At 59.4% G+C, this 21,332-nt stretch carries 12 protein-coding genes and 1 pseudogene; 6 read left to right on the top strand and 7 right to left on the bottom strand.

What is annotated here, in order from left to right; all coding sequences use genetic code 11:
• Positions 1–599 precede the first annotated feature (599 nt).
• From FQK12_RS04265 to FQK12_RS04255, 3 genes are all read left to right on the top strand, one after another.
• The gene (locus FQK12_RS04265) at positions 600–3,812 is read left to right on the top strand and encodes a molybdopterin cofactor-binding domain-containing protein (protein WP_014229775.1); all 3,213 of its coding nucleotides are present in this window, start codon (positions 600–602) and stop codon (positions 3,810–3,812) included.
• Between the two features lie 12 nt (positions 3,813–3,824).
• The gene (locus FQK12_RS04260; protein WP_009651983.1) at positions 3,825–4,283 is read left to right on the top strand and encodes a (2Fe-2S)-binding protein; all 459 of its coding nucleotides are present in this window, start codon (positions 3,825–3,827) and stop codon (positions 4,281–4,283) included.
• Positions 4,284–4,349: 66 nt separating this feature from the next.
• Positions 4,350–4,955 (top strand): NTP transferase domain-containing protein, encoded by a 606-nt coding sequence (locus tag FQK12_RS04255; RefSeq protein WP_014229774.1) that lies wholly within the window; start codon positions 4,350–4,352, stop codon positions 4,953–4,955.
• Between the two features lie 65 nt (positions 4,956–5,020).
• Here the strand turns inward: FQK12_RS04255 and fdhF are convergent, their stop codons facing one another.
• Both fdhF and FQK12_RS04245 read right to left on the bottom strand, forming a co-directional pair.
• Positions 5,021–7,168 (bottom strand): formate dehydrogenase subunit alpha, encoded by a 2,148-nt coding sequence (fdhF, locus tag FQK12_RS04250; RefSeq protein ID WP_077598877.1) that lies wholly within the window; start codon positions 7,166–7,168, stop codon positions 5,021–5,023.
• A gap of 136 nt (positions 7,169–7,304) precedes the next feature.
• The gene (locus FQK12_RS04245; protein WP_014229771.1) at positions 7,305–8,777 is read right to left on the bottom strand and encodes a nucleobase:cation symporter-2 family protein; all 1,473 of its coding nucleotides are present in this window, start codon (positions 8,775–8,777) and stop codon (positions 7,305–7,307) included.
• 513 nt (positions 8,778–9,290) lie between these two features.
• On the opposite strand from FQK12_RS04245, the gene ygfT reads away from it, so the two are divergent.
• Positions 9,291–11,231, top strand: coding sequence for a formate-dependent uric acid utilization protein YgfT (gene ygfT / locus FQK12_RS04240; RefSeq protein ID WP_014229769.1), 1,941 nt, complete (start codon positions 9,291–9,293; stop codon positions 11,229–11,231).
• On the top strand, positions 11,228–11,704 hold the full coding sequence (locus FQK12_RS04235) for a 4Fe-4S dicluster domain-containing protein (protein WP_014229768.1): 477 nt from the start codon (positions 11,228–11,230) through the stop codon (positions 11,702–11,704). The genes ygfT and FQK12_RS04235 overlap by 4 nt, the downstream gene beginning before the upstream one ends.
• A gap of 104 nt (positions 11,705–11,808) precedes the next feature.
• Here FQK12_RS04235 and ssnA read toward each other — a convergent pair whose 3' ends face one another.
• Both ssnA and ygfK read right to left on the bottom strand, forming a co-directional pair.
• Positions 11,809–13,140, bottom strand: a complete 1,332-nt coding sequence (gene ssnA / locus FQK12_RS04230; protein ID WP_162933644.1) for a putative aminohydrolase SsnA — start codon at positions 13,138–13,140, stop codon at positions 11,809–11,811.
• Positions 13,141–13,142: 2 nt separating this feature from the next.
• On the bottom strand, positions 13,143–16,247 hold the full coding sequence (gene ygfK, locus FQK12_RS04225) for a putative selenate reductase subunit YgfK (RefSeq protein WP_014229766.1): 3,105 nt from the start codon (positions 16,245–16,247) through the stop codon (positions 13,143–13,145).
• Between the two features lie 530 nt (positions 16,248–16,777).
• Between ygfK and FQK12_RS04215 the strand changes: the two are divergent.
• Positions 16,778–17,554 (top strand): annotated as a pseudogene (locus tag FQK12_RS04215) (XdhC family protein); the annotation flags it as partial.
• Between the two features lie 112 nt (positions 17,555–17,666).
• On the opposite strand, the gene arcC reads toward FQK12_RS04215, so the two are convergent.
• The 3 genes from arcC to FQK12_RS04200 are packed head-to-tail and all read right to left on the bottom strand — an operon-like array spanning position 17,667 to position 21,280.
• Positions 17,667–18,599, bottom strand: coding sequence for a carbamate kinase (gene arcC, locus FQK12_RS04210; protein WP_014229764.1), 933 nt, complete (start codon positions 18,597–18,599; stop codon positions 17,667–17,669).
• 12 nt (positions 18,600–18,611) lie between these two features.
• Positions 18,612–20,018 (bottom strand): dihydropyrimidinase, encoded by a 1,407-nt coding sequence (gene hydA / locus FQK12_RS04205; RefSeq protein WP_014229763.1) that lies wholly within the window; start codon positions 20,016–20,018, stop codon positions 18,612–18,614.
• A 50-nt stretch (positions 20,019–20,068) separates the two neighbouring features.
• Complete coding sequence (locus FQK12_RS04200; RefSeq protein WP_004851906.1) at positions 20,069–21,280, bottom strand: YgeY family selenium metabolism-linked hydrolase; 1,212 nt, start codon at positions 21,278–21,280, stop codon at positions 20,069–20,071.
• Positions 21,281–21,332 lie beyond the last annotated feature (52 nt).

The following is a 21,332-nucleotide window of genomic DNA, read 5'->3' as shown; positions in this document are numbered from 1 at the left end:
TTACCGCTATAAGTGAAATAAAAATACAAACAGATCACATTTTGAAAGTTTTATTTCGGTTTGGTTTTGTGGGTCATGTGTAACAGCCTTGTGTATAGAATGGCTATTTTTATAATTAATTGATATATATGGCAATTTTTAGGATTGTTTACGGGGGGGTGGCCCGGTGGCAGGAAAATGAATTGTTAAAATTATGATATATATCACATTTGTTAACATGTTCATTTATGAAATTTAAATTTCATTATTGCGTCTGTTTTATTTTTTATTCGAAATCGGGGGGCGTCAAAAAGCTTCATCACCTCGATACGCGTTTTGCCGCAGGGTGACGGTTGCGCTCAATGCCCGGCGGCGGCAGGAGCTGCGGATGCACCGCTGGCGTCACCCTGGAAACACAATTGAGAACCGCCAATTATCATAGTGATACGCATGCTCTCGTTTTGATAATCAGCGGCGACCTCATGCGCTTTTTATTCTTTAACCGGCCGCTATTTTTAGATACGCCTCACATAACTCAGCCTCAAATAACCCTTTATTTATAGGTGGCATAGCCATTGCTTTAATCCGTTATCTTTCTTTGTGAGTGGAGACTGAAAAATATGGATACATTGCTAGTTGGCAGTGAGGTGCCCCGCGTAGACGGGCTCGCCAAGGTGACGGGTAAAGCGGTCTACGGCGATGACATTATTATGAACAATATGCTGTATGGCGTTTGTCGCTACGTGGATATTCCTGCCGGGCGCATCGATGCGCTCGACCTGTCGGAGGCGGAAAAAGTGCCCGGCGTCGTGCGTATTGCCACCTGGAACGATATCCCCGGTCAGCGCAAGCTGGGAGCGATTGTTCCCGATCATCCGCCGATTATCGACAAGGAGATCGCCTACCGCGGCGACGTGGTTGCCGTAGTGGCGGCGGAAACCTACGAGGCAGCCTGCATCGCCGTCGATAAAATCAAAATCACCTACACCCCGTGGGAGCCGATTACCTCCCCGGAAGAGGCGATGAAGCCCGGGGCGCGCCTTATTCACAGCGAACTCGATAGCAATATCATCAATCGCCACCACACGGCGAAGGGCGATATTGATGCCGGTTTTGCCGCCTCCAGCCATATCTTCGAACGTGAGTATGAGGTGGGGTTCCAGGAGCACGGCTATATTGAGCCGGAATCGATTACCGCCTACCTGGACAATAATGAACAGATCATGACCATCGAAGGGTCGATTCAGAACGCTCACCGCACCCGGGCGGTGATTGCCAAATATCTCGACCTGCCCCAGGCGAAGGTCAACATTAAGCGCTCCGTCCTCGGCGGCTCCTTCGGCGGTAAAGATGACATTATCGATAACGTCTCCTGCCGCGCGGCGCTGCTGGTGCACCTGACCGGGCGGCCGGTTAAGATCTCTTATAACCGCGAACAGTCGATGCGCGAGAGCTACAAGCGCCATCCTTATAAGATGAAATACCGCATTGGCGTGGACGACGACGCGCGCATTCAGGCGATTAAAATCGACATTATCGCCGATGGCGGCAGCTACTGCGGCCAGACGGTGTTTGTCACCTGGCGCAGTTCCGTGCAGGCGGCGGGCCCCTACAACATCCCTAACGTACGCGTCGATCTGGTGGGCGTTTACACCAACAACAACTATACCTCGGCCTACCGCGGCTACGGCGCGCCGCAGGTCATTTTCGCCAACGAATCGCTGATGGATGACGTGGCGGGCGAACTGGGCCTGTCGCCCGTTGAGTTCCGCCTGCGCAATATTCTCAAGCAGGGCGATACCAGCATGGCCGGGCAGGTCTTCAGCGAGCATACCGTCTCCGCGCGGGAGGTGCTGGAGAAGACGCTGCTCAAGGCCGAATACGAGGCCAAACGCGAGCACTACAAAAAGCTTAACGCGGAAGGCGGCCCGATCCGCTACGGGATTGGCTTCGCGCTGAGCCATCGCGGCTGCTCTCTGGGGGCCGAGGGGCTGGATGCGTCCTCGGCGCTGATTCAGGTGAATGCCGACGCCAGCGTGAACATCTCCACCTCGGTATCCGAGAACGGGCAGGGGCTGCAGACCACCATGTCGCTGCTGGCGGCGGAAGCCTTTGGTATTGGGCTCGACCGGGTGATGTTTAGCGAACCGGCCACCGCGATGATCGCCGACGGCGGCTCAACGGTCGCTTCGCGCGGTACCCTGATGGGCGGACAGGCGATTCTGAGCGCGGCGAACAAAATTAAACAACGCATGGCGGACGCCGTCAGGGAAACGCTGAAAGCGCAGAGCATCGACGATATCGCCTGGCAAAATGGCAAGGTGTTCAACCGCCACAGCCCGGAGCTGAGCCTCAGCTTCCAGCAGGTGTGCGATATGACCCGGGCTACCGGGGCAAACCTCTCCGCCTACGGCTGGCACGTGGCGCCGAATATTCACTGGGATGAAGAGAAGGGCTGCGGCAGCCCCTATTTCACCTGGGTGTACGGCTGCCAGCTGGCCGACGTGGCGGTGGATATGCGCACCGGCAAAATCACCGTCAATAACGTCGTCGCCACCCACGATGTCGGTAAAGTCATTAACCCGGTTGGTTTTAGCGGCCAGGTCTACGGCGGCGTGCTGCAGGGGATGATCGGCTACGGCATGCTCGAGGATTTCAACACCGAGCACGGCGTGGTGAAATCGGAAAACTTCGATACCTATCTGCTGCCGACCATCAAGGATATGCCGCACATCGATATCATTGCGGTGGAAAACTACGATAAAGCGGGCCCGATGGGGGCGAAAGTTATCGGCGAACCGGTACTTGAACTGGGCGCTGCGGCTCTCAATAACGCGGTGAGCTTCGCCATCGACCGCCCCAACCGGACCCTGCCGCTGACCCTCGAGCAGGTTCGCCTGGGTTATAACCTCAAGAAGCCGGAGCGCCAGAGCGAGCAGATGCTGGAGTCTGGCGATAAGAAACAGGTTCACCGCCTCAACACCCTGTCGCTGAGCGTCCCGCAAACCCTGAAAGAGGCCCTGACGCTGATGGACGGGAAGGGGGCAATGCCTATTGCCGGCGGCACCGATGTGCTGGTGCAGGCCCGGATGCTGTCCGGCGAGGTGCCGCTTGTCAACATTGCCGGACTGGCGGAGCTGAAAGAGATTTTTGACGTTGAGGGCGGGATCTCCATTGGCTCCGGCGTCTGCTTTACCGACCTGGTTAAGCATCCGTTGATTCAGCAGCGCTATCCGCTACTGGTTACGGCCTGTAAAACCGTCGGCTCCCTGCAGCTGCGCAACCGGGCAACGATCGGCGGCAATATCGTCAACGCCGCCCCGTGCGCGGACTCCATGCCGCCGCTCATTATCTACGATGCGGAAGTAGAGCTGCGCAGCGCGCGCGGAACGCGCCGGATGCCGGTCAGCGAATTTGTCGTGGGCGGCTATCGCACCCTTCTTGAGCCCGATGAGCTGGTTGTCCGCTTTATCCTGCCGGCGCCGACGCAGCAGCCGCTGATCAATCGCTATCTGCAGCTTGGCCGGCGCAATGCGTTGAACATTACGCGCCAGAGCTTAACCGGGCAGTTTATGGTCGATAAGGGCGTGGTTCGCCTGTGCCGTCTGGTGGATGGCGCGCTGATGGCCAAACCGCAGCGGTTGACTGAGGTTGAGCAGGCGCTCACCGGGAAGGCGTTAGACGCCGCCGCCATTGACTATGCGGCCGGGGTACTGCACGACAAGGTAGAAAAAGCCATCGGCGGACGCTGGTCTGCGCCTTATAAAGTCCCCGTATTTATCGATATGTTCCGGCAGATGCTGCAGGAAGTTATGACAGAGCAGAAAAAATAAGGAGCCATGAACATGAACCATATTGAGCTAAAAGTGAATGGCATCCGCATTGCCCGCGATGTGAAAGACAATGTCCGCCTGATCGATTTTCTGCGCGAGGAGCTGAAGCTCACCGGCACCAAAGAGGGCTGCTCGGTGGGCGAGTGCGGAGCCTGCACCGTGATTATGGACGGCAAATCCGTCTGCTCCTGCCTGCTGCTGGCCGCCCAGTGCAACGGGGCGGAGGTCACTACCGTCGAAGCGCTGCATCACGATCCGGTCGGTAAAAAATTGCAGAACGCCTTTATTCGTCACGGCGGCGTTCAGTGCGGCTTCTGCACGCCCGGCGTGTTGATGAGCGCCAAGGCGCTGCTGGATGCCAACCCGGCCCCCAGCGACGATGAGCTGAAAGAGGCGCTGGAGGGGAATATCTGCCGCTGTACGGGATATCAGCCGATCATTACCTCGATTAAAGCGGTGCTGAAATCCTGATCGCCGCAAGCGCCGCCGTCGCCAGCCGACGGCGGCGTTGTATTCGGCTTCAGGGGGAGGATGACGATGAGCAAAAAAAAGGATAAACAGTGCGTTATGCTGGCCGCCGGGCTCTCCAGCCGGATGGGCAAATGGAAAATGATGATGCCGTGGGGCGAGGGAACGATTCTCGATAGCGCCCTTGCCAGCGCCCTGGCGTTCTGCGATCGGGTGGTGCTGGTGACGGGGTTTCGCGGCGACGAACTGGCCGCGTGCTATCGGGATCATCCGGGCGTTGAGGTGGTCTTTAACCCGCAATATCAGGACGGTATGTTCTCTTCTATTCAGTGCGGGGTAGGCCATATTCGCGCTTCGCGTTTCTTTCTGGCGCTGGGCGATATGCCGGAGGTCACGCCGGGCGTCTACCGCCGGCTGTGGGCCAACGCCGACGCCGGGAGCTGCATTATACCGGCCTACGATCGCGGTAAAGGCCATCCGGTTCTTCTGCCCCAGCGGGCGATTTCTCTGATTCGTCGCGCGCCGCAAGGGGCCACCCTGCGGGACGTTATCGGTCAGATGGCGGCGCGCGTTATCCCCGTGGCGAATCAGGGGATTCACTGGGATGTTGACACTCCGCAGCAGTATCTTGAGGTCGCGCGCCGCTGCCGCAAAGATCTGGCCGCCGTCGGTTAGCGCTGGCGGAGGGAAGAAGAAAAGACAATATCGCCCCGGAGCGCACAGCGCCGGGGCGATATTTTTTACCCCGCGGCGCTTTCGCGCAGACGGGCTTTCAACTGGCTGTATTCCTCACTGACGTACCGTTCGGCGGCTCGCTGATCGGCAATACGCTCAACGTTAACGGCGCAGTACTTGTACTCCGGGGTTTTGGTTATCGGGCTGAGATTCTCGGTGACCAGCTCGTTGCAGGCGCCAATCCACCACTGATAGGTCATGTAGACCGCCCCTTTATTCGGCCTGTCGCTGATTTTCGCCCGGGAGATCACCTTGCCTTTGCGCGAGTTAACCCACACCAGCTCTTCGTCCTCAATGCCGAGCCGTTTGGCGTCGGCGGTGTTGATCTGGATGTAGCCCGGTTCGTCCGCCAGTTTGGCCAGCGCAGCGCAGTTGCCGGTCATCGAACGGCAGGAGTAGTGGCCCACCTCGCGCACCGTGGAGAGCACCAGCGGATAGGCATCGCTCAGCTTATCGACCGGCGCCTGCCATTCGCAGGTGAAGAACTGCGCCAGCCCGTTCGGCGTGGAGAACCGTTCCGCAAACAGATACGAAGTGCCCTGGTCCGCCTCCGACTCGTCGCGGCACGGCCACTGCACGTAGCCCAGTTCTCCCATCTTCTCGTAGGTCGCGCCGAAGAAGTTGGGGCACAGATGGCGGAGTTCATCCCAGATCTGCTGCGTGTTGTCGTACTTCATTGGATACCCCATCCGGGTGGCGATTTCGCAGATGATTTGCCAGTCGGTCTTCAGATCCCACTTCGGCTCCACCGCCTTGAAAAAGCGCTGGAAGCCGCGATCCGCTGCGGTATAGACGCCCTCATGCTCGCCCCACGAGGTCGAGGGCAGAATCACATCGGCCGCCGCGGCGGTTTTGGTCATAAAGATATCCTGGACGATAACCAGCTCCATCTCTTCGAAGGCCTGACGTACGGCGGAAAGCTCGGCGTCGGTCTGGAGCGGATCTTCCCCCATAATGTAAGCCGCCCGCACTTCGCCGTGCGCCACGCGGTGCGGCAGCTCGCTGATGCGGTAGCCAGGGTTCTCCGGCAGGCTCTCAACGCCCCAGGCGTTGGCGAACTTCTCCCGGTTTTCCGGGAATTTCACGTACTGATAGCCGGGATAGGTGTCCGGCAGCGCGCCCATATCGCAGGCGCCCTGGACGTTGTTCTGGCCGCGCACCGGATTGACGCCGACGTGCGGTTTCCCCAGGTTGCCGGTGAGGATCGCCAGGCTGGTCAGGGAACGCACCGTTTCGACGCCCTGCCAGAACTGGGTTACGCCCATCCCCCACAGAATCATGGCGTTTCCGGCGCTGGCGTACAGCCGCGCGCATTCGCGAATCTGCCTGGCGCTGATGCCGGTGATGGCTTCCACCGACTCCGGCGTATAGCCTTCGACGATGTTGCGATACGCTTCGAAGCCTTCGGAACGCCCGGCGACGAAGGATTTATCGTAGAGATCTTCTTCGATAATCACCTGCCCGATGGCGTTGAGCAGCGCAATGTTGGAGCCGTTTTTCAGCGCCAGATGCAGGTCGGCGATGCGCGCGGTTTCGATTTTACGCGGATCGCAGACGATGATTTTGGCCCCGTTGCGTTTGGCATTGAGGATGTGATTCGCCACGATCGGGTGCGAATCCGCCGGGTTATAGCCGAAAATAAACACCAGATCGGTATTATCGATCTCGGTGATGGCATTACTCATCGCGCCGTTGCCGACCGACTGGTGCAGACCTGCAACCGAAGGGCCGTGTCAGACGCGTGCGCAGCAGTCGACGTTATTGGTACCAATAACGGCGCGCGCAAATTTTTGCATGATGTAGTTGGTTTCATTGCCGGTGGCGCGCGAAGATCCGGTGGTCTGAATCGCATCCGGCCCGTACTTCGCTTTTATGTCGCTGAGGCGGTTTGCCACGTAATCGAGCGCTTCCTCCCAGGAGACGGACTCCAGCTTACCGCCGCGCCGGCGGCGGATCATCGGGGTTTTCAGGCGCGGGGTGAGGATCTGCGGGTCGTCAATAAAATCCCAGCCGTAGTAGCCCTTCAGGCACAGGGTGCCCTGATTATTTTTCCCCATCGCAGCGTCGGCGCGGGTAATTTTTCCCTCTTCTACCGTGAGCTGCATTTTGCAGCCGGAGGCGCAGTAGGGGCAGACGGTCGTGACTTTTTTCATAGCAGTGGTCCTTAAACTTAGAACAGCAGGGCATAGCTAAAACGGCCGTTCAGGCCCTGCGCGATACCCTGCTGCACGATGGGTATCGCCAGCAGCAGCAGGGTGATCAAGGCAAACAGGAGTCTGGTGAGCATCATTACCCCTCCTGCGCTTCTTCAGGCTGTCTCTCCTTCTGAACTTTGCGCAGCAGGAGCCACATTCTGACGGTTCTGACGGCCATGTTGCGCGCCGCCGAGCTTGGCGGGGCCGGATCGGGGACCGGCGTTTCGTGGTTAACGCGGAATGGCACGCTGCCGTTGAGGGTGAGGTTGGCGACGATAGCCGTCAGGGTGCCAATCGTAATCCCGCTGTGCAGAAACAGCTGAACCATCGGCGGAAACTGGGTAAACAGATTGGGCACCAGCACCGGCATCATGCCGAGGCCGAGCGTTAATGCCACCACCATACCGTTATTATTGTTGCGGTAGTTGACCTGTCCCAGGGTACGAATACCGGACACCGCCACCATACCGAACATGACAATGCCCGCGCCGCCGAGGATCGGTTTCGGTATCAGCACCACCAGCGCCGCCATCCTCGAGAACACACCCATCAGAATCAGAATGATGCCGGAGACCGACACCACAAAACGGCTGCGCACCCCGGTTAAACCGATCAGGCCGACGTTCTGCGCGAAGGCGGCGTAGGGAAACAGATTGAAGAAGCCGCAGATAGTGGTCGCGATACCGCAGGTGTTGAGGCCGTTGCGCAGCATCTTCGCGTCCACCTTTTTCCCGACAATATCCCCGGTGGCCATCATCGAGGACATGGTTTCCACCATCACCACCACCATCACCATCGACAGCAGGGCGACGGGGATAATATGAAATTCAGGTTTGGCGAAGGGCATCAGGGTCGGCAGATGGAGCCAGGGTGTGGCGTGGACGAGGCTAAAGTCGAGAGGCTTAAAGCAGCTCCAGAGTACGGTGCCGATGATAAGACCGATCAGCACCGACGTGTTTTTCACGACGCCGGAGGCAAAGGTGTAAATATTGAGAATAATCACCAGCGTGATTGCCGCCATCAGCAGCGAGAAGGGGGCGCCAAAGCCGCTCATTTCGCTGCTCCCGCCGCCAATCCACCCGCCTGCCACCGGCATAATAGACATGCCGATAAGCGTGACGATGCTGCCCATCACCACCTTGGGAAAGAAGCGGATGAGCTTGCTAATCCACGGCGCGCAGCAGAGGATAAAAATACCGGACACGATCACCGCCCCGGAAATACCGCCGATCCCGTACTCCTTACCGATCAACACCATCGGGATCAGCGCGGCGAAGGTACAGCCCTGGATAAGCGGCAGCCGACAGCCGAGCCACTTACCGACCCCCAGCGACTGCACGATGGTGGCCGCGCCGCAGATAAACAGGTCGGCGCTGATCAGTAAAATAATGTGCTCCGGCGGGAGCCCTACCGCATTACCCACAACGAGCGGAACCGCCACGGCGCCCGCGTACATCACCAGCACGTGCTGTAGCCCATAAAGAATCATTTGCGTAACGGGTAATATTTCATCGACCGGTGCGGTCGAGTTCCCGTTATGTGAGGCGGAATTGGCGATATCTTTCATGAAGTTGTTATCTCCTGTACGACTTCACTCTGTATAAACATGAACAGAGCCGAAGTTACGATTCGAAGGCCGCTGCCTCCCTGAGCCGATGCGTTCATCAGCGTGTTGCGCGCACGAGAAGTAATATGCGTAAGCTGTGCCAAAAATAAGCGCCTGGAGGATTGAAGGAGAATTGTGTGAAATAACTCACGAGAAAAAGGCGGGAATATCGACGCGCTGCGAAACTTCTCAAATAAATCTCGTGGTGAATAAACGCGCGCTATCACATTGAGACAGGGAGCGTCTCATTTTGGTATCACGCGCGATACGTTGAATTATCAACATGATTAAACCCTGAGCGCGGAGAATAATTTTTGTTCAGCGAGAGCGGATATATATCGCGCCGCTTAGCGGGAGTGGGCCTGTTTTTTTTGAGACGGCTCGCAAAAATAAGCACCATATGAATACCCTGAACAAAAGCGCCTGATTATTGCATTGCTTCCCGGTGAGTCCTGGAATAATAAAGGGAAGCAAATGAATAAATTTATTGTTGCCGATTCTGCAAACTGTATTGGCTGCCACGCCTGTGAAGTGGCCTGCGTCACCTCTCATCGCCAGGACAGCTGGCCCCGGCAGCGCAGCGACTTTCTGCCGCGCATTCGGGTGTTCTTCCACCGCCACGCCAGCAGCGCGACGACCTGCCGCCACTGCAACGACGCGCCCTGCGTCGGCGCCTGTCCGACCCAGGCGCTGCGCGTGGCGAACGACAGCGTTCAGTTTACAGAGGCGCTGTGCATCGGCTGTAAAAACTGCGTCATCGCCTGTCCCTTTGGAGCCATTGAGATGGTGGCCAACGATGACGACGCGCCGCAGCTGGCGCAGAAATGCGATCTTTGCAGCCAGCATCCTTCCGGTCAGCAGGCGTGCGTGGCCAGCTGTCCAACCCAGGCGCTGCAACTGATGGATGAGGCCGCCGTTAACCGGCTGCGTAGCGCGCGGCAGATTCGCTCCGCGCTGGAAACCCCGCTGGGCGCCGTTCGCGGCGCCAGACGCAGCGCGATACTCAATAAACCTCCGCGGGTGGGCGCGAAAAAAGTGCCCGCCGATGACCGCATGCAGCACTTCGGCGAAATCTATCAGCCGCTGAGCGAGTGCGATGCGGAGTATGAGAGCGAACGCTGTCTCTACTGCGCGCAGAAAGCGTGGTGCAACTGGACCTGTCCTTTACATAATCATATTCCCGATTTCATCCGCCTGGTGAGCGAGGGCAAGATTATCGAGGCGGCGGAGCTGTGCCATCAGAGCAGTTCCCTGCCGGAGATTTGCGGCCGCGTCTGTCCGCAGGACAGGCTGTGCGAAGGGGCCTGCACCTTAAAGAACGAAGGCGGCTCGGTCGCCATTGGCAACCTTGAGCGCTATATCACCGATACCGCGCTGGCGATGGGCTGGCGACCGACAATCGGCAAAGTAGCCCCGCGCCCGGAGCGGGTGGCGGTGATTGGCGCCGGGCCCGCCGGACTGGGCTGCGCCGATATTCTCGTGCGCGCGGGCGTGCACGTTGACGTGTTCGATCGCCATCCGGAAATCGGCGGCCTGCTGACCTTCGGTATTCCGCCGTTCAAGCTGGATAAAAACGTGCTTGAGAAGCGACGCGACATTTTTAGCGCCATGGGCGTCAATTTTCATCTCAACCAGGAGGTGGGGCGCGACGTGGCTTTTGCCGATCTGGTGAAAAACTATGACGCCGTCTTCCTTGGCGTGGGCACCTACGGTCTGATGGCCGCCGGCCTGGAGGGAGAGAACGCCCCCGGCGTGATTCAGGCCCTGCCGTTCCTGATTGCCAGCACCCGCGAGGTGATGGGGCTCGAAGAGAGCCCCGAGTATCCCCTGACCGACATTAAGGGGAAACGGGTGGTGGTGCTTGGCGGGGGAGATACGGCGATGGACTGCCTGCGCACCGCCGTTCGCCGCGGCGCAGCGAGCGTGACCTGCGCCTACCGTCGCGATGAGCTGAGCATGCCCGGATCGAAAAAAGAGGTGGTGAACGCGCGGGAAGAGGGGGTGAAATTTGAGTTTAACGTGCAGCCGCAGCGCATTCAGCTCAACCGCAAGGGGCAGGTCTGCGCGGTGGAGATGATCCGCACGAAGATGGGCGAGCCGGGCCCGGACGGCCGCCGCCGGCCGCAGCCGATCCCGGATTCCGGGTTTGAACTTAAAGCCGATGTGCTCATTATGGCGTTTGGCTTTCAGGCTCACGAGATGCCGTGGCTGCGCGGCCACGGGATAAAGCTGGACCGCTGGGGGCAGATAGTGACCGGCGGCAAAGGGCGCGGAACGACGCAAACCAGCCATGACAAAATCTTTGCCGGCGGCGATGCCGTGACCGGCGCGGACCTGGTGGTTACCGCCATGGTCGCCGGGCGGCAGGCGGCCAGCGAGATGTTGATGCAATTCACGGCCCGGGAGGAGATATGACTCGTTTTATCGTTGCCAGTTCGCAGGCCTGCATCGGCTGCAGGACCTGTGAGGTAGCCTGTGCGCTGGAACACGTGGCGCCGGGGGCGGAGTTTCATCCCCGCCTGAAGGTGATGCGCCTCGACGAGCTTAGCGTGCCGGTGATGTGTCATCAGTGCGAGAATGCGCCCTGCGTGGGCGCCTGCCCGACCGGGGCGCTGAGCATGGGGGCGGAGAAAGTGGAGGCCGACGGCGGGCGCTGCATTGGCTGCCAGAGCTGCGTGGTCGCCTGCCCGTTTGGGGCGATTACCATTGAGGTGGAGGCCGGTGTGACGCCGGTTATCGTTAAGTGCGATCTTTGCGGCACCCGGGAGCGCGGCCCCGCCTGCGTTGATGTCTGCCCGACGGCGGCGCTGAGTATCATGACCGAAGAGCAGCTCAGCGCGCTGCAAAAGCAGCGCAATATCGCCACCGCCGCGCTGCTGTCGCTGTAAACCTCGCGCCCGGCGGCGCGGAAGCTGCCGGGCAATTTCATACGCCCGCGTTCTGTCAGCAAAAAAAACCGGCCTGCCAGGCCGGTTTAGCGTTTTTACGCGGGCTACGCGGGGAGCGCATCCATTCGCGCCCACATTTTTTTCGCCACTTTCTGCGCTTCGCGGAATATCGGCTCGCAGTCGAAGCTGAACTGGCGATCCTCGTAGATCATCACGCCGTTCACCATGACGCTGCGCACGCTGTTTGCCCCCAGACCGAAGGCGATATGTCCGGCGATGTTTTCCGCGATAAGCGGCGTCGGCGCCATATAGTCGCAAATGGTGAGGTCCGCTTTATAGCCCGCCTCAAGGCGGCCAAAGCGGGCGTTGAAGTTGCGATTCAACAGTTCATTGCCGTTGCTCAGCGCCTTCGCGAAGCTGTCCGGCCACAGCGGCCCGCCGGCGTCGCGGTGTTTAAAGAAGGCAAACTTCATCTCCTCGAACATGTCGGAACCGATGCCGTCGGTGCCGAGCGCCAGATTGCGCATCTGCGGCAGGCGGGGGTTGTAGCCGACGTGGTTGTTCATGTTGGAGCGGGCGTTGTGCACCAGGAAGCCGTCCTGCGCGTTGAGCAGCTCGACGTCGGCATCGGAGATGTACAGGCCGTGGGCAATCAGCGTCTTACTGTTGATAAGGTCGAACTCCGCCAGCCGCACCAGCAGGTCTTTGCCGTAAAGGTGATGGCTGTGAGAGACATCGTAGCGGTCTTCCGCCGCGTGGATATGCAGGCCGCGGCCGGTGGCTTTTAGCGCTTCACGCAGCATCGCCAGACCTTCATCCGGCACGGTGAACGGCGCATGGGCGCCGATATGGGCCTCGACCAGATAAGGCTGGTCGCCCTTTTCGCGCGCGGCGTCGATCTCTCTGGCGAAGCGAATGTTCTCCTCAACGCTGTCGCGCAGCTCGCGGCTGCCAAAGTTGCGGTCGGTGGTTTCGAAGCAGGTCATCCCGCGCAGCCCGATTTTGAGGAAGGCGTTGCGCAGCTGGCTCAGGGAGCCCGCGATATAGTGGGGCGACGCATGATGATCGACAACCGCCGTGCAGCCGCTGCGCACGGCCTCCATGGCGCAGATCAGCCCGCTGTAGTAGAGCGACTCTTCGTCCAGCGCCCGGTCAAGGCGCCACCACAGGTTTTTCAGCGTGGAGATAAAGTCCGGGCTGGGGGCGATATTGGCCTGAATCCCCCGGGACAGGCCGGAATAAAAGTGATTGTGGGAGCAGACCATGCCGGGCATCACCAGCTGCCCGCGCATCTCTTTCACCTGCGCCTGTGGATAGCGCTGGCACAGGCCGGGGCCGACGGCGAGAATTTTATCGCTCTCAATGGCGATATCGACGTTCTCCCACACTTTCGCCGGATAGATCTGCGCGGCGGTGGCATTTTTCAGGATCAGGATACTCATACTTCAACGCCTCCGAGAAGATAGCTTTGGTGCTGATGAATATGGCTTATGATGCGGCACATGGCGTCCAGCTGGGCCGGTACCTCGTTAAACTGGCCGCGGTCGTTAATTTCCAGCTGCCACGTCTGGTCGTCCTGACGCACTTTGACGCTGGCGCCCGCGACGAAGAAGCCCGGATTGGTGCTGTTGACAAAATCCTGCTCCAGGCTGAACACGGTGATTTTGTCTTTATACGGTTTTCCCTGCCACGGGCAGAACTGAGCGCAGTTGCCGCATTCGTTGCAATAAGCGTCCAGATGCAGGGTCTGGAAGCGATTCTGGAAGCCCGGCACGGCCACGGAAATATTGGCGCGGTTCGGACAGACGTCGACGCACTTGCTGCACACGTAGTTGCACTCCAGGCAGCGGCTGGCTTCCTGCTCGACAAAAGCCTCGCGCTGGTTTTTATCCACCAGCGTGACGGCGATGGCGCCTTTACGCTGGTACACCTTCGCCGGATCGACGTTGTTCCAGACTTTGTTTCCGTAGCTGCTGGCGATATTTTCCCGGGCCAGGATCGCGTCCGTGGCCCGTCGCGCGTTGCCGATAGCGGAGACGATAGAAGAGGGGCCGCGCTGAACGTCGCCGATCAGGAAAACGTTCGGTTTGCTGGTCTCGCCATCGGCGTTGACCACCGGCCAGCCCTGCGGGTCGAGCGGGATCCCCATTGCCGACAGCGCTTCGCCGTCCTGCTGCTCGCCGATGGCGGTAATCAGAGAGTCGACTTGCAGGGTGCGAATCTCATCGGTCTCCACCGGGCGGCGGCGGCCTTTCTCATCCGGCTCGCCGAGCTTCATGACGCGTACGACGAGCGTCCCGTCGGCGTTAAACTGTTCCGGGTTGCATAGCCACTCGAAGTCGACGCCGTCGAGCAGCGCCTCATCGTACTCTTCGCGCCAGGCGGGCATCTCTTGCTGCGAGCGGCGATAGACGATGGTCGCGCTCTGCACGCCGGGTACGCGCAGCGCCGCGCGGGCGCAGTCCATGGCGGTGTTGCCGGCGCCGACCACGGCCACGCGTTTGCCCAGGTTCAGCTCGGCGCCGCGGTTAAACTCGCGCAGGAACTGCAGCGACTTATGCACGTTCTGGTTATCGCCGCCCAGCTTCACGCCGCTGTTTTTATCGGTACCGGTGCCGACCAGCACGTAACGAAAACCCTTCGCCTGCAGTTTTTCCACGCTCAGATGCGGATCGCAGCCGTACTCAATTTTGACGCCGTGGGCGACGACAAAATCGATATCGTGCTGGATAAGCTCGCCGGGAATGCGGAACTGCGGAATGATATTCTTCACCACGCCCCCGGCGCTGGCTTCGCGTTCAAAAACCGTGACCGGATGCCCGGCGCGGGCGAGGAAGTATCCGGCGGCGAGACCGGCAGGGCCTGCGCCGATCACCGCTACCGGGTGCCGGGAGCCGGATCCCGCGGGCTTATGCCAGCGGCTGCGGTACTCGTCCCAGCCTTTCTCCAGCGCCACTTTTTTCAGCTCACGGATGTTGAGCGCGCTGTCGTAATCCAGACGCGTACAGTTGTACTGGCACTGGTGGTCGCAGATATGACCGGTGATGGCCGGCAACGCGTTGCGCTGATAGATCAGCTCCAGCGCGTCGGCGTAGCGATGCTCGCCCAGCAGGCGGATATACTCCGGAATATCCTGCTTGATGGCGCAGGCCGTCACGCAGGGGGCGACGTAGCAGTCCAGCAGCGGCAGCGGCTCGCCGGTATCAATGCGCTCTTCCGGCTTCCACTGTTTCTGGGTGTAGTCCATGCTCACCGCTTTTTCCGCCAGTGCGTTGAGGCGCTCGACGTCGATCTGCGTCATGTTCCAGCCGTCGGCTTTCTCCAGCTCGCGCATGCACTCGCTCAGGCGCAGATATCCTCCCGGCTTCAGCAGGTCGGTGGCCATGGTGATAGGGCGAATGCCGGTGTCGAAAATCTCGCGGATGTTGAGCTGGCTGGCGCCGCCGGAGTAGGAGATCGGCAGCTTGCCGTCAAACGCCCGCGAGAGCAGGGCGGCTACGTTGATCGATAGCGGGAATAGCGCGCGGCCGGACATATACATTTCATCTCCCGGCAGCGCTCCCTTGTTGTTGACGGTGCCGAGGGTGTTGGTCAGCTTGACGCCAAAGCCGAGGCTGCGCGCTTTCGCCAGCGCCATCAGGCGCGTCAGCATCTCCAGCGCCCGGTCGATCTTAAGGTCGTGGTCAAACGACGCTTCGCTAAGGCCGATATAGCCGAAGCCGCAGGCGTCGAGGATCTGGCGAACGCGCGGATAGCCGAGCAGGGTCGGGTTGAGCTTCACAAAGGTATTGAGATTTTTCTCCGTCAGCATATAGCGGCAGATGGCTTCGATCTCGTCCGGCGGGCAGCCGTGCATGGTTGAGAGGGTGACGCCCTGAACCAGCCTGGCCGGCACGCGTTGAGCCAGATTGTCCAGCCCGTCTTTGCGCGCGCAGGTTGGCAGGCTGTCGATAAAGGTTCTATTTTGCAGCCAGCGGTTCAGGGTGTCGCGGTACTGGGCGAATTTAGGATGGGCGGAGGCGTCCATCATGTTGTCGATAAATTCCTGCATTGGCGGCTGCTTAATACCGTCAAGGTTGTAGCCGACGCTCATATTGAAAATAAACGACTTGCTCTCTTTATCGGTGCCCAGCGGAAAGACCTGCTCCAGCAGATGCAGCGTGAACCAGGCTTTCAGGTACTCATCCCAGGCTTTTTTGAGGGTAAATTCGGTGGACCACTCGGTGTTGAAGCACTCATCTTCGGCATCGATGCAGGGCTTTTCCAGCTCCAGGCGGTCAAGGATCTGTACGGTTTTCAGCTCGATAAACCGCCCGCCGGTTAGCCAGGCGGTAATAATGTTCTGCGCCAGCTGGGTATGCGGCCCGGCTGCCGGGCCGAGCGGCGTCGCGCAGCTTTCGCCGAATACGCCGATCGACCGCTGCGCCTGCGGCGTATAAAACTGTTGCTCGGGGATGCCAAAAATAGTCCGCTGACTCTGGTACTCGTCGAAAATGCGCGTTAAAAGCTCCTCAAACGGCACGGGACGCATTATATCTCCCATAACCCTCTCCTTAGATATCATTGTAAGATCGACATTGCCGGTGGTAATCATCCCGACGGATAACGAAAGAGGAGCAACAATCACACCAGTTATTCAAACCGCGGCGGTAGAATAATTAATTTGTGAACCAGGTCGAAACTCGACGCGAATGCGTGAATAATTCCACAGCGGGGAAATGAGAACTCAAATCAATACGCTTTATCATTCGGCGAGATTTCTCAAAATCAGATCCTGAATATCAGAATGATAATTTATGCCGACCGTTCGGCGGTGATTTCAGCGGGCGGCTTTCTTTTACCGCGGCGACAGAGGAAATATTCGGCGTAGGATCCCGGTTGCAGCGTCATTACGGCTAACGAAATGACCTGTCTCACAATTTGCGATGAAAAACGGCGGCTAAGTATAAATATTGCATAGTCGATACGGGTCGCTGCGACGCTATTTCAACGCCGGGTAAACTCTCAAACTGAGAACCCGGGAAATATCGCAGGTAAACAAATAGAGCCGTAAACATCGCCTTTGAGGTTGGTATGAATATTTTTGCAGAAGCAGCACGACTTGAGGAGCAGAATCGCCCCTTTGCCCTGGCGCAGATTGTCGAAAGTCGGGGCTCCACCCCCCGACACTCCGCTCAGATGCTTATCCGGGAGGACGGTTCGATTGTGGGCACCATTGGCGGCGGAATGGTGGAGCGTAAAGTCATCGATGCGGCGCTGGAAGCGCTGCGCGAACGGGCGTCGCGAATGTTTCACGGCCGCATGGCGCGCACCGGCAGCGACGCCGTGGGCTCCGACTGCGGCGGCGCGATGTCGGTTTACATCAGCGTGCACGGCCTGCGCCCGCGCCTGCTGCTGGTCGGCGCCGGGCACGTCAACCGCGCGGTTGCCCACGCCGCGGCGCGGGTGGATTTTGACATCTGCGTCGGCGATATCTATTCCGCCAGCCTTTGCCCCGACGCTTTTCCGCTTTCGGCGCGGCTGGTGCACGCTGCCAGCTTTACGGACGTAGTGGAGGCGATGGCGGTCCGGCCGCAGGATTTCGTGCTGATTGCCACCAACAACCAGGATCGGGAGGCGCTGGACAGGCTGATAACCCAGCCGGTGGCGTGGCTGGGGCTGCTGGCCAGCCGGCGGAAAGTGCAGGCCTTTGTCCGCCAGATGCGGGAAAACGGCGTAACGGAGGCGGATATCAGCCGTCTGCGGGCGCCGATTGGCTATGACATCGGCGCCGAGACGCCAAACGAGATTGCCATCAGCGTGCTGGCGGAGATCCTGCAGGTGAAAAACGGCGCGCCGGGGGGGCTGATGAACCAGGTGAGGCAAGCGTGCCAGCCGGATTGTCTGGCTGAGGCGGTGGAGGTCTGAGCTTCTGCGAGGAGAAATGTTGCCGGGAGGTTCCCGGCAACCCGTGGCGTACAGCTTATTGGCTAATAATGGTGCCCGTTTTTCCTTCAATCCCCTCTTTGGCTTTGCTCAGCATCGTGATCAGCGCTTTACGCCCCGGCCCTGAGCGGGCGAAGGCGGCGGCGGCTTCCACTTTTGGCAGCATTGAGCCTTTGGCAAAGTGCCCCTCTTCGATAAAGCGTTCGGCATCGCGCAGGGAGAGGTTATCCAGCCACTGCTCGTCAGGTTTACCGAAGTTGATCGCCACCTTTTCTACGGCGGTGAGAATGATCAGCAGGTCGGCGTCGATCATCTCCGCCAGCTTCGCGCTGGCCCAGTCCTTATCGATAACCGCGCTGGCGCCGCGCAGATGGTTACCCTCGCGAATCACCGGAATGCCGCCGCCGCCGACGGTGATCACCACGTGGCAGTCATCCATCAGCGCTTTTACCGTTTGTTTCTCGATAATATCTACCGGCATGGGCGACGCGACGACGCGACGGTAGCCGCGCCCGGCGTCCTCTTTCATGATGTAGCCGTTTTGGCTCAGCTTTTCGGCCTCTTCTTTGCTGAAGAACGAGCCGATGGGCTTGGTCGGATTAAGAAATGCCTTATCGTTAGCGTCCACTTCCACCTGGGTTATCAAGGTCGCCACCGGGATATCCAGCTGGCGCGTTAGCAGTTCTTCACGAATCGCGTTCTGCAGGTCGTAGCCGATGTAGCCCTGGCTCAGGGCCACGCAGACCGACATCGGCAGCATGGGCGTATGGGCCTCGGTTTTTGCCGCGGCCTCGAAGGCCTGGTTGATCATGCCCACCTGCGGACCGTTGCCGTGAGTGACCACCACCTGGTGGCCAAGGGCGATAAGATCGACGATCGTCCGTGCGGTGTGTCGTACGGCCTGCATCTGTCCGGCGAGATCGTCGCCCAGCGCATTCCCGCCGAGAGCGAGAACAATTTTTTTACTCATAGCTTCCTCTCATTACGTTTCTGTTCCGCTGACGGCCTGGTGAGCGGTGGAAAAGGGTTGTCGGCGTAAAAAGCGGCCCTGTCCGGCGATGCCGGTAAAGGTGCCGTTATCAAAGATCACTCTGCCGTGGGAGAGCGTCTGGCGAATCGCGCCCTGACAGATAAAGCCTTCATAGGGTGAATAGTCGGCGTTGTCGTGCAGCATGGCATGACGGATGGTGGTGGTACGCTGCGGATCGATGATAACCACGTCGCCATCGGCGCCGGGCGCCAGCAGCCCCTTCTGCGGCCACAGGCCAAACAGCTTCGCCGGGTTGGCGCTGGTGAGCGCCACAAAGCGCTCAGGGGTGATGCGCCCGGTCATCACGCCGTGCGAAAACAGCAGCAGCAGGCGGTTTTCCACCCCCGGCAGGCCGTTCGGGCAGCGGCTAAAGTCGCCGCCGGAGATCTGCCTGCGCTGCTGCGCAGAGAACGCGCAGTGGTCGGTGGCGACCGTGTCAATATCTCCATCATGGATACCGCGCCATAGCGCATCGTTGTTGCTGGCGTTGCGCAGGGGAGGGCTGAGCAGATAGTTAAGCGCGTCTTCGCGCTCGTAGCAGCGCTCGTCGAGCAGCAGATACTGCGGACAGGTCTCCACCCACACCGGCTGGTGGCGTCTTCTGGCGAGGCGCAGGTACTCTAGGCCCAGGGCGTTGGAAAGATGCACGATATACAGCGGCGCGTTTCCCGCCAGCTGCGCGAGGTTGATCGTTCGGGCGATGGCTTCCGCCTCGCACTCCAGCGGGCGGCTCAGGGCGTGATAGCGCGGCGCGGTTTTACCGGCGTTGATAAATTCCGCCCGGCGCTGGGCGATGGCGGCATCGTTTTCCGGATGCACCGTCGTCAGCGCGCCGGCGCGCTGCAGGTGGCGCATCGCCTGCAATATCTCATCATCGCTGAGTTTGTACTGGTAGGTCAGATAGAGCTTAAAGCTGCTGATGCCGCTATCCACCATCATCGGGATCTCGTCGAGAATGCCGTGGTTAACGTGCTGGATAACGCCGTGAAAACTGTAGTCGATAACGGCTTTATAGGCGGCGTAGCCGCGATAGACCTCGAACTGGTGGCGCAGGTGGCAGCCGACGGGCCCGAAGCCCATATGATCAACAATAGTGGTGGTACCGCCGCAGGCCGCGGCCCGGGTGCCGGTAAAGAAATCATCGCAGCTGCGGGCGAGACCCACATCAATATTGAAATGCGTATGAACGTCGACGCCGCCGGGCATCACGTAGCAGCCCTCGGCGTCAATCACTTCGCAGGGTTGTTCTGCCTCAATAGAACTGGCAAGGCGCTTGACGAGGCCATCTTCAATGAGCAGGTCCTGCTTTAGCTGTCCGTCGGCGTTGACGACGAGGCCATTTTTAATCAGTACGCGCATAGAAACCTCAACATACCGCCGCAGAGCGCGGCGGCAGACAGGACGAACAATTACTCCGTGGCCAGCCAGCTCAGCGGGATAGCGGCATACATCGCGGCGCAGGTTACCAGATGCGATTTCCAGGTTTTCTCATTCGGCGCATGCGCCTCCGGCTCTTTCCCAGGCCCAAAGCCGATAACCGGAATGCCGTGGCGGCCCATAATGGAGACGCCGTTGGTGGAGAAGGTCCACTTATCCACCACCGGCGCTTTGCCGAACAGACCTTCATAGGCGTTGCTCAGGGCGCGAACGGTGAAGTGGTTCTCTTCCACTTTCCAGGTCGGGAAGTAGCATTCGGTCGGGTAGACCAGGCCGGTCCAGGAGGGGCGTTCGTAGTTGTACATCGAGACCACCGCGGCGGCTTTTTTCACCGCCGGCAGCGCGCGGATCTCTTCCAGCGCGCCTTCCCAGGTTTCGCCCCAGGTCAGACGGCGGTCAATGGAGACGGCGCAGCTATCCGCTACCGCGCAGCGGCTCGGCGAGGTGAAGAAAATCTCGGAAACGGTCAGGGTGCCTTTGCCGAGGAATTCGTCATCGCCCAGCTTGTGCGAAAGCTGTTCCAGCTCGGTGAGAACGGGCGCCATTTTGAAGATGGCGTTATCGCCGCGCTCCGGGGCGGAGCCGTGGCAGCTGACGCCCTGAACCTCCACGCGGATCTCCATACGCCCGCGCTGGCCGCGGTAAATCTGGCAGTCGGTAGGTTCGGTGCTGACCACGAATTCCGGACGTATGCCGGATTGTTCAATAATGTACTGCCAGCACAGGCCGTCGCAATCCTCTTCCTGAACGGTACCGGTCACCAGCAGGGTATACTCATCTTCCAGGCCCAGATCTTTAATGATTTTACCGGCGTAAACCATGGAGGCCATTCCGCCCTCCTGGTCAGACGCGCCGCGTCCGCCGATCAGCTCATCGGTCTCCATACCTTCGTACGGGTCGAAGTTCCAGTTCTTGATGTTGCCAATGCCGACGGTATCAATGTGCGCGTCCATGGCGACCAGACGCGGGCCGTGACCGATGTAGCCCAGCACGTTACCCATCGGATCGATTTCCACTTTGTCGAACCCGACTTTCTCCATCTCCTCTTTGATACGGTGCACCACGCGCTTCTCATCGCTGCTTTCGCTGGGGATGGCGATCATATCGCGCAGGAAGCGGGTCATCTCTTTTTCGTATTGTTTTGATTTTTCCAGGATCGCGTTGAACGGAATTTGCTTAGCCATAAGGATGTTCTCCAGTTCTGAATACGGGGGTCCCGCCGGGCGGGAGGAATGT

The sequence above is a fragment of the Klebsiella sp. ME-303 genome, assembly GCF_007910085.1.
GTDB classification, from domain to species: Bacteria; Pseudomonadota; Gammaproteobacteria; order Enterobacterales; family Enterobacteriaceae; genus Klebsiella; species Klebsiella michiganensis.
This window is presented reverse-complemented; position numbering and strand designations above follow the sequence as displayed.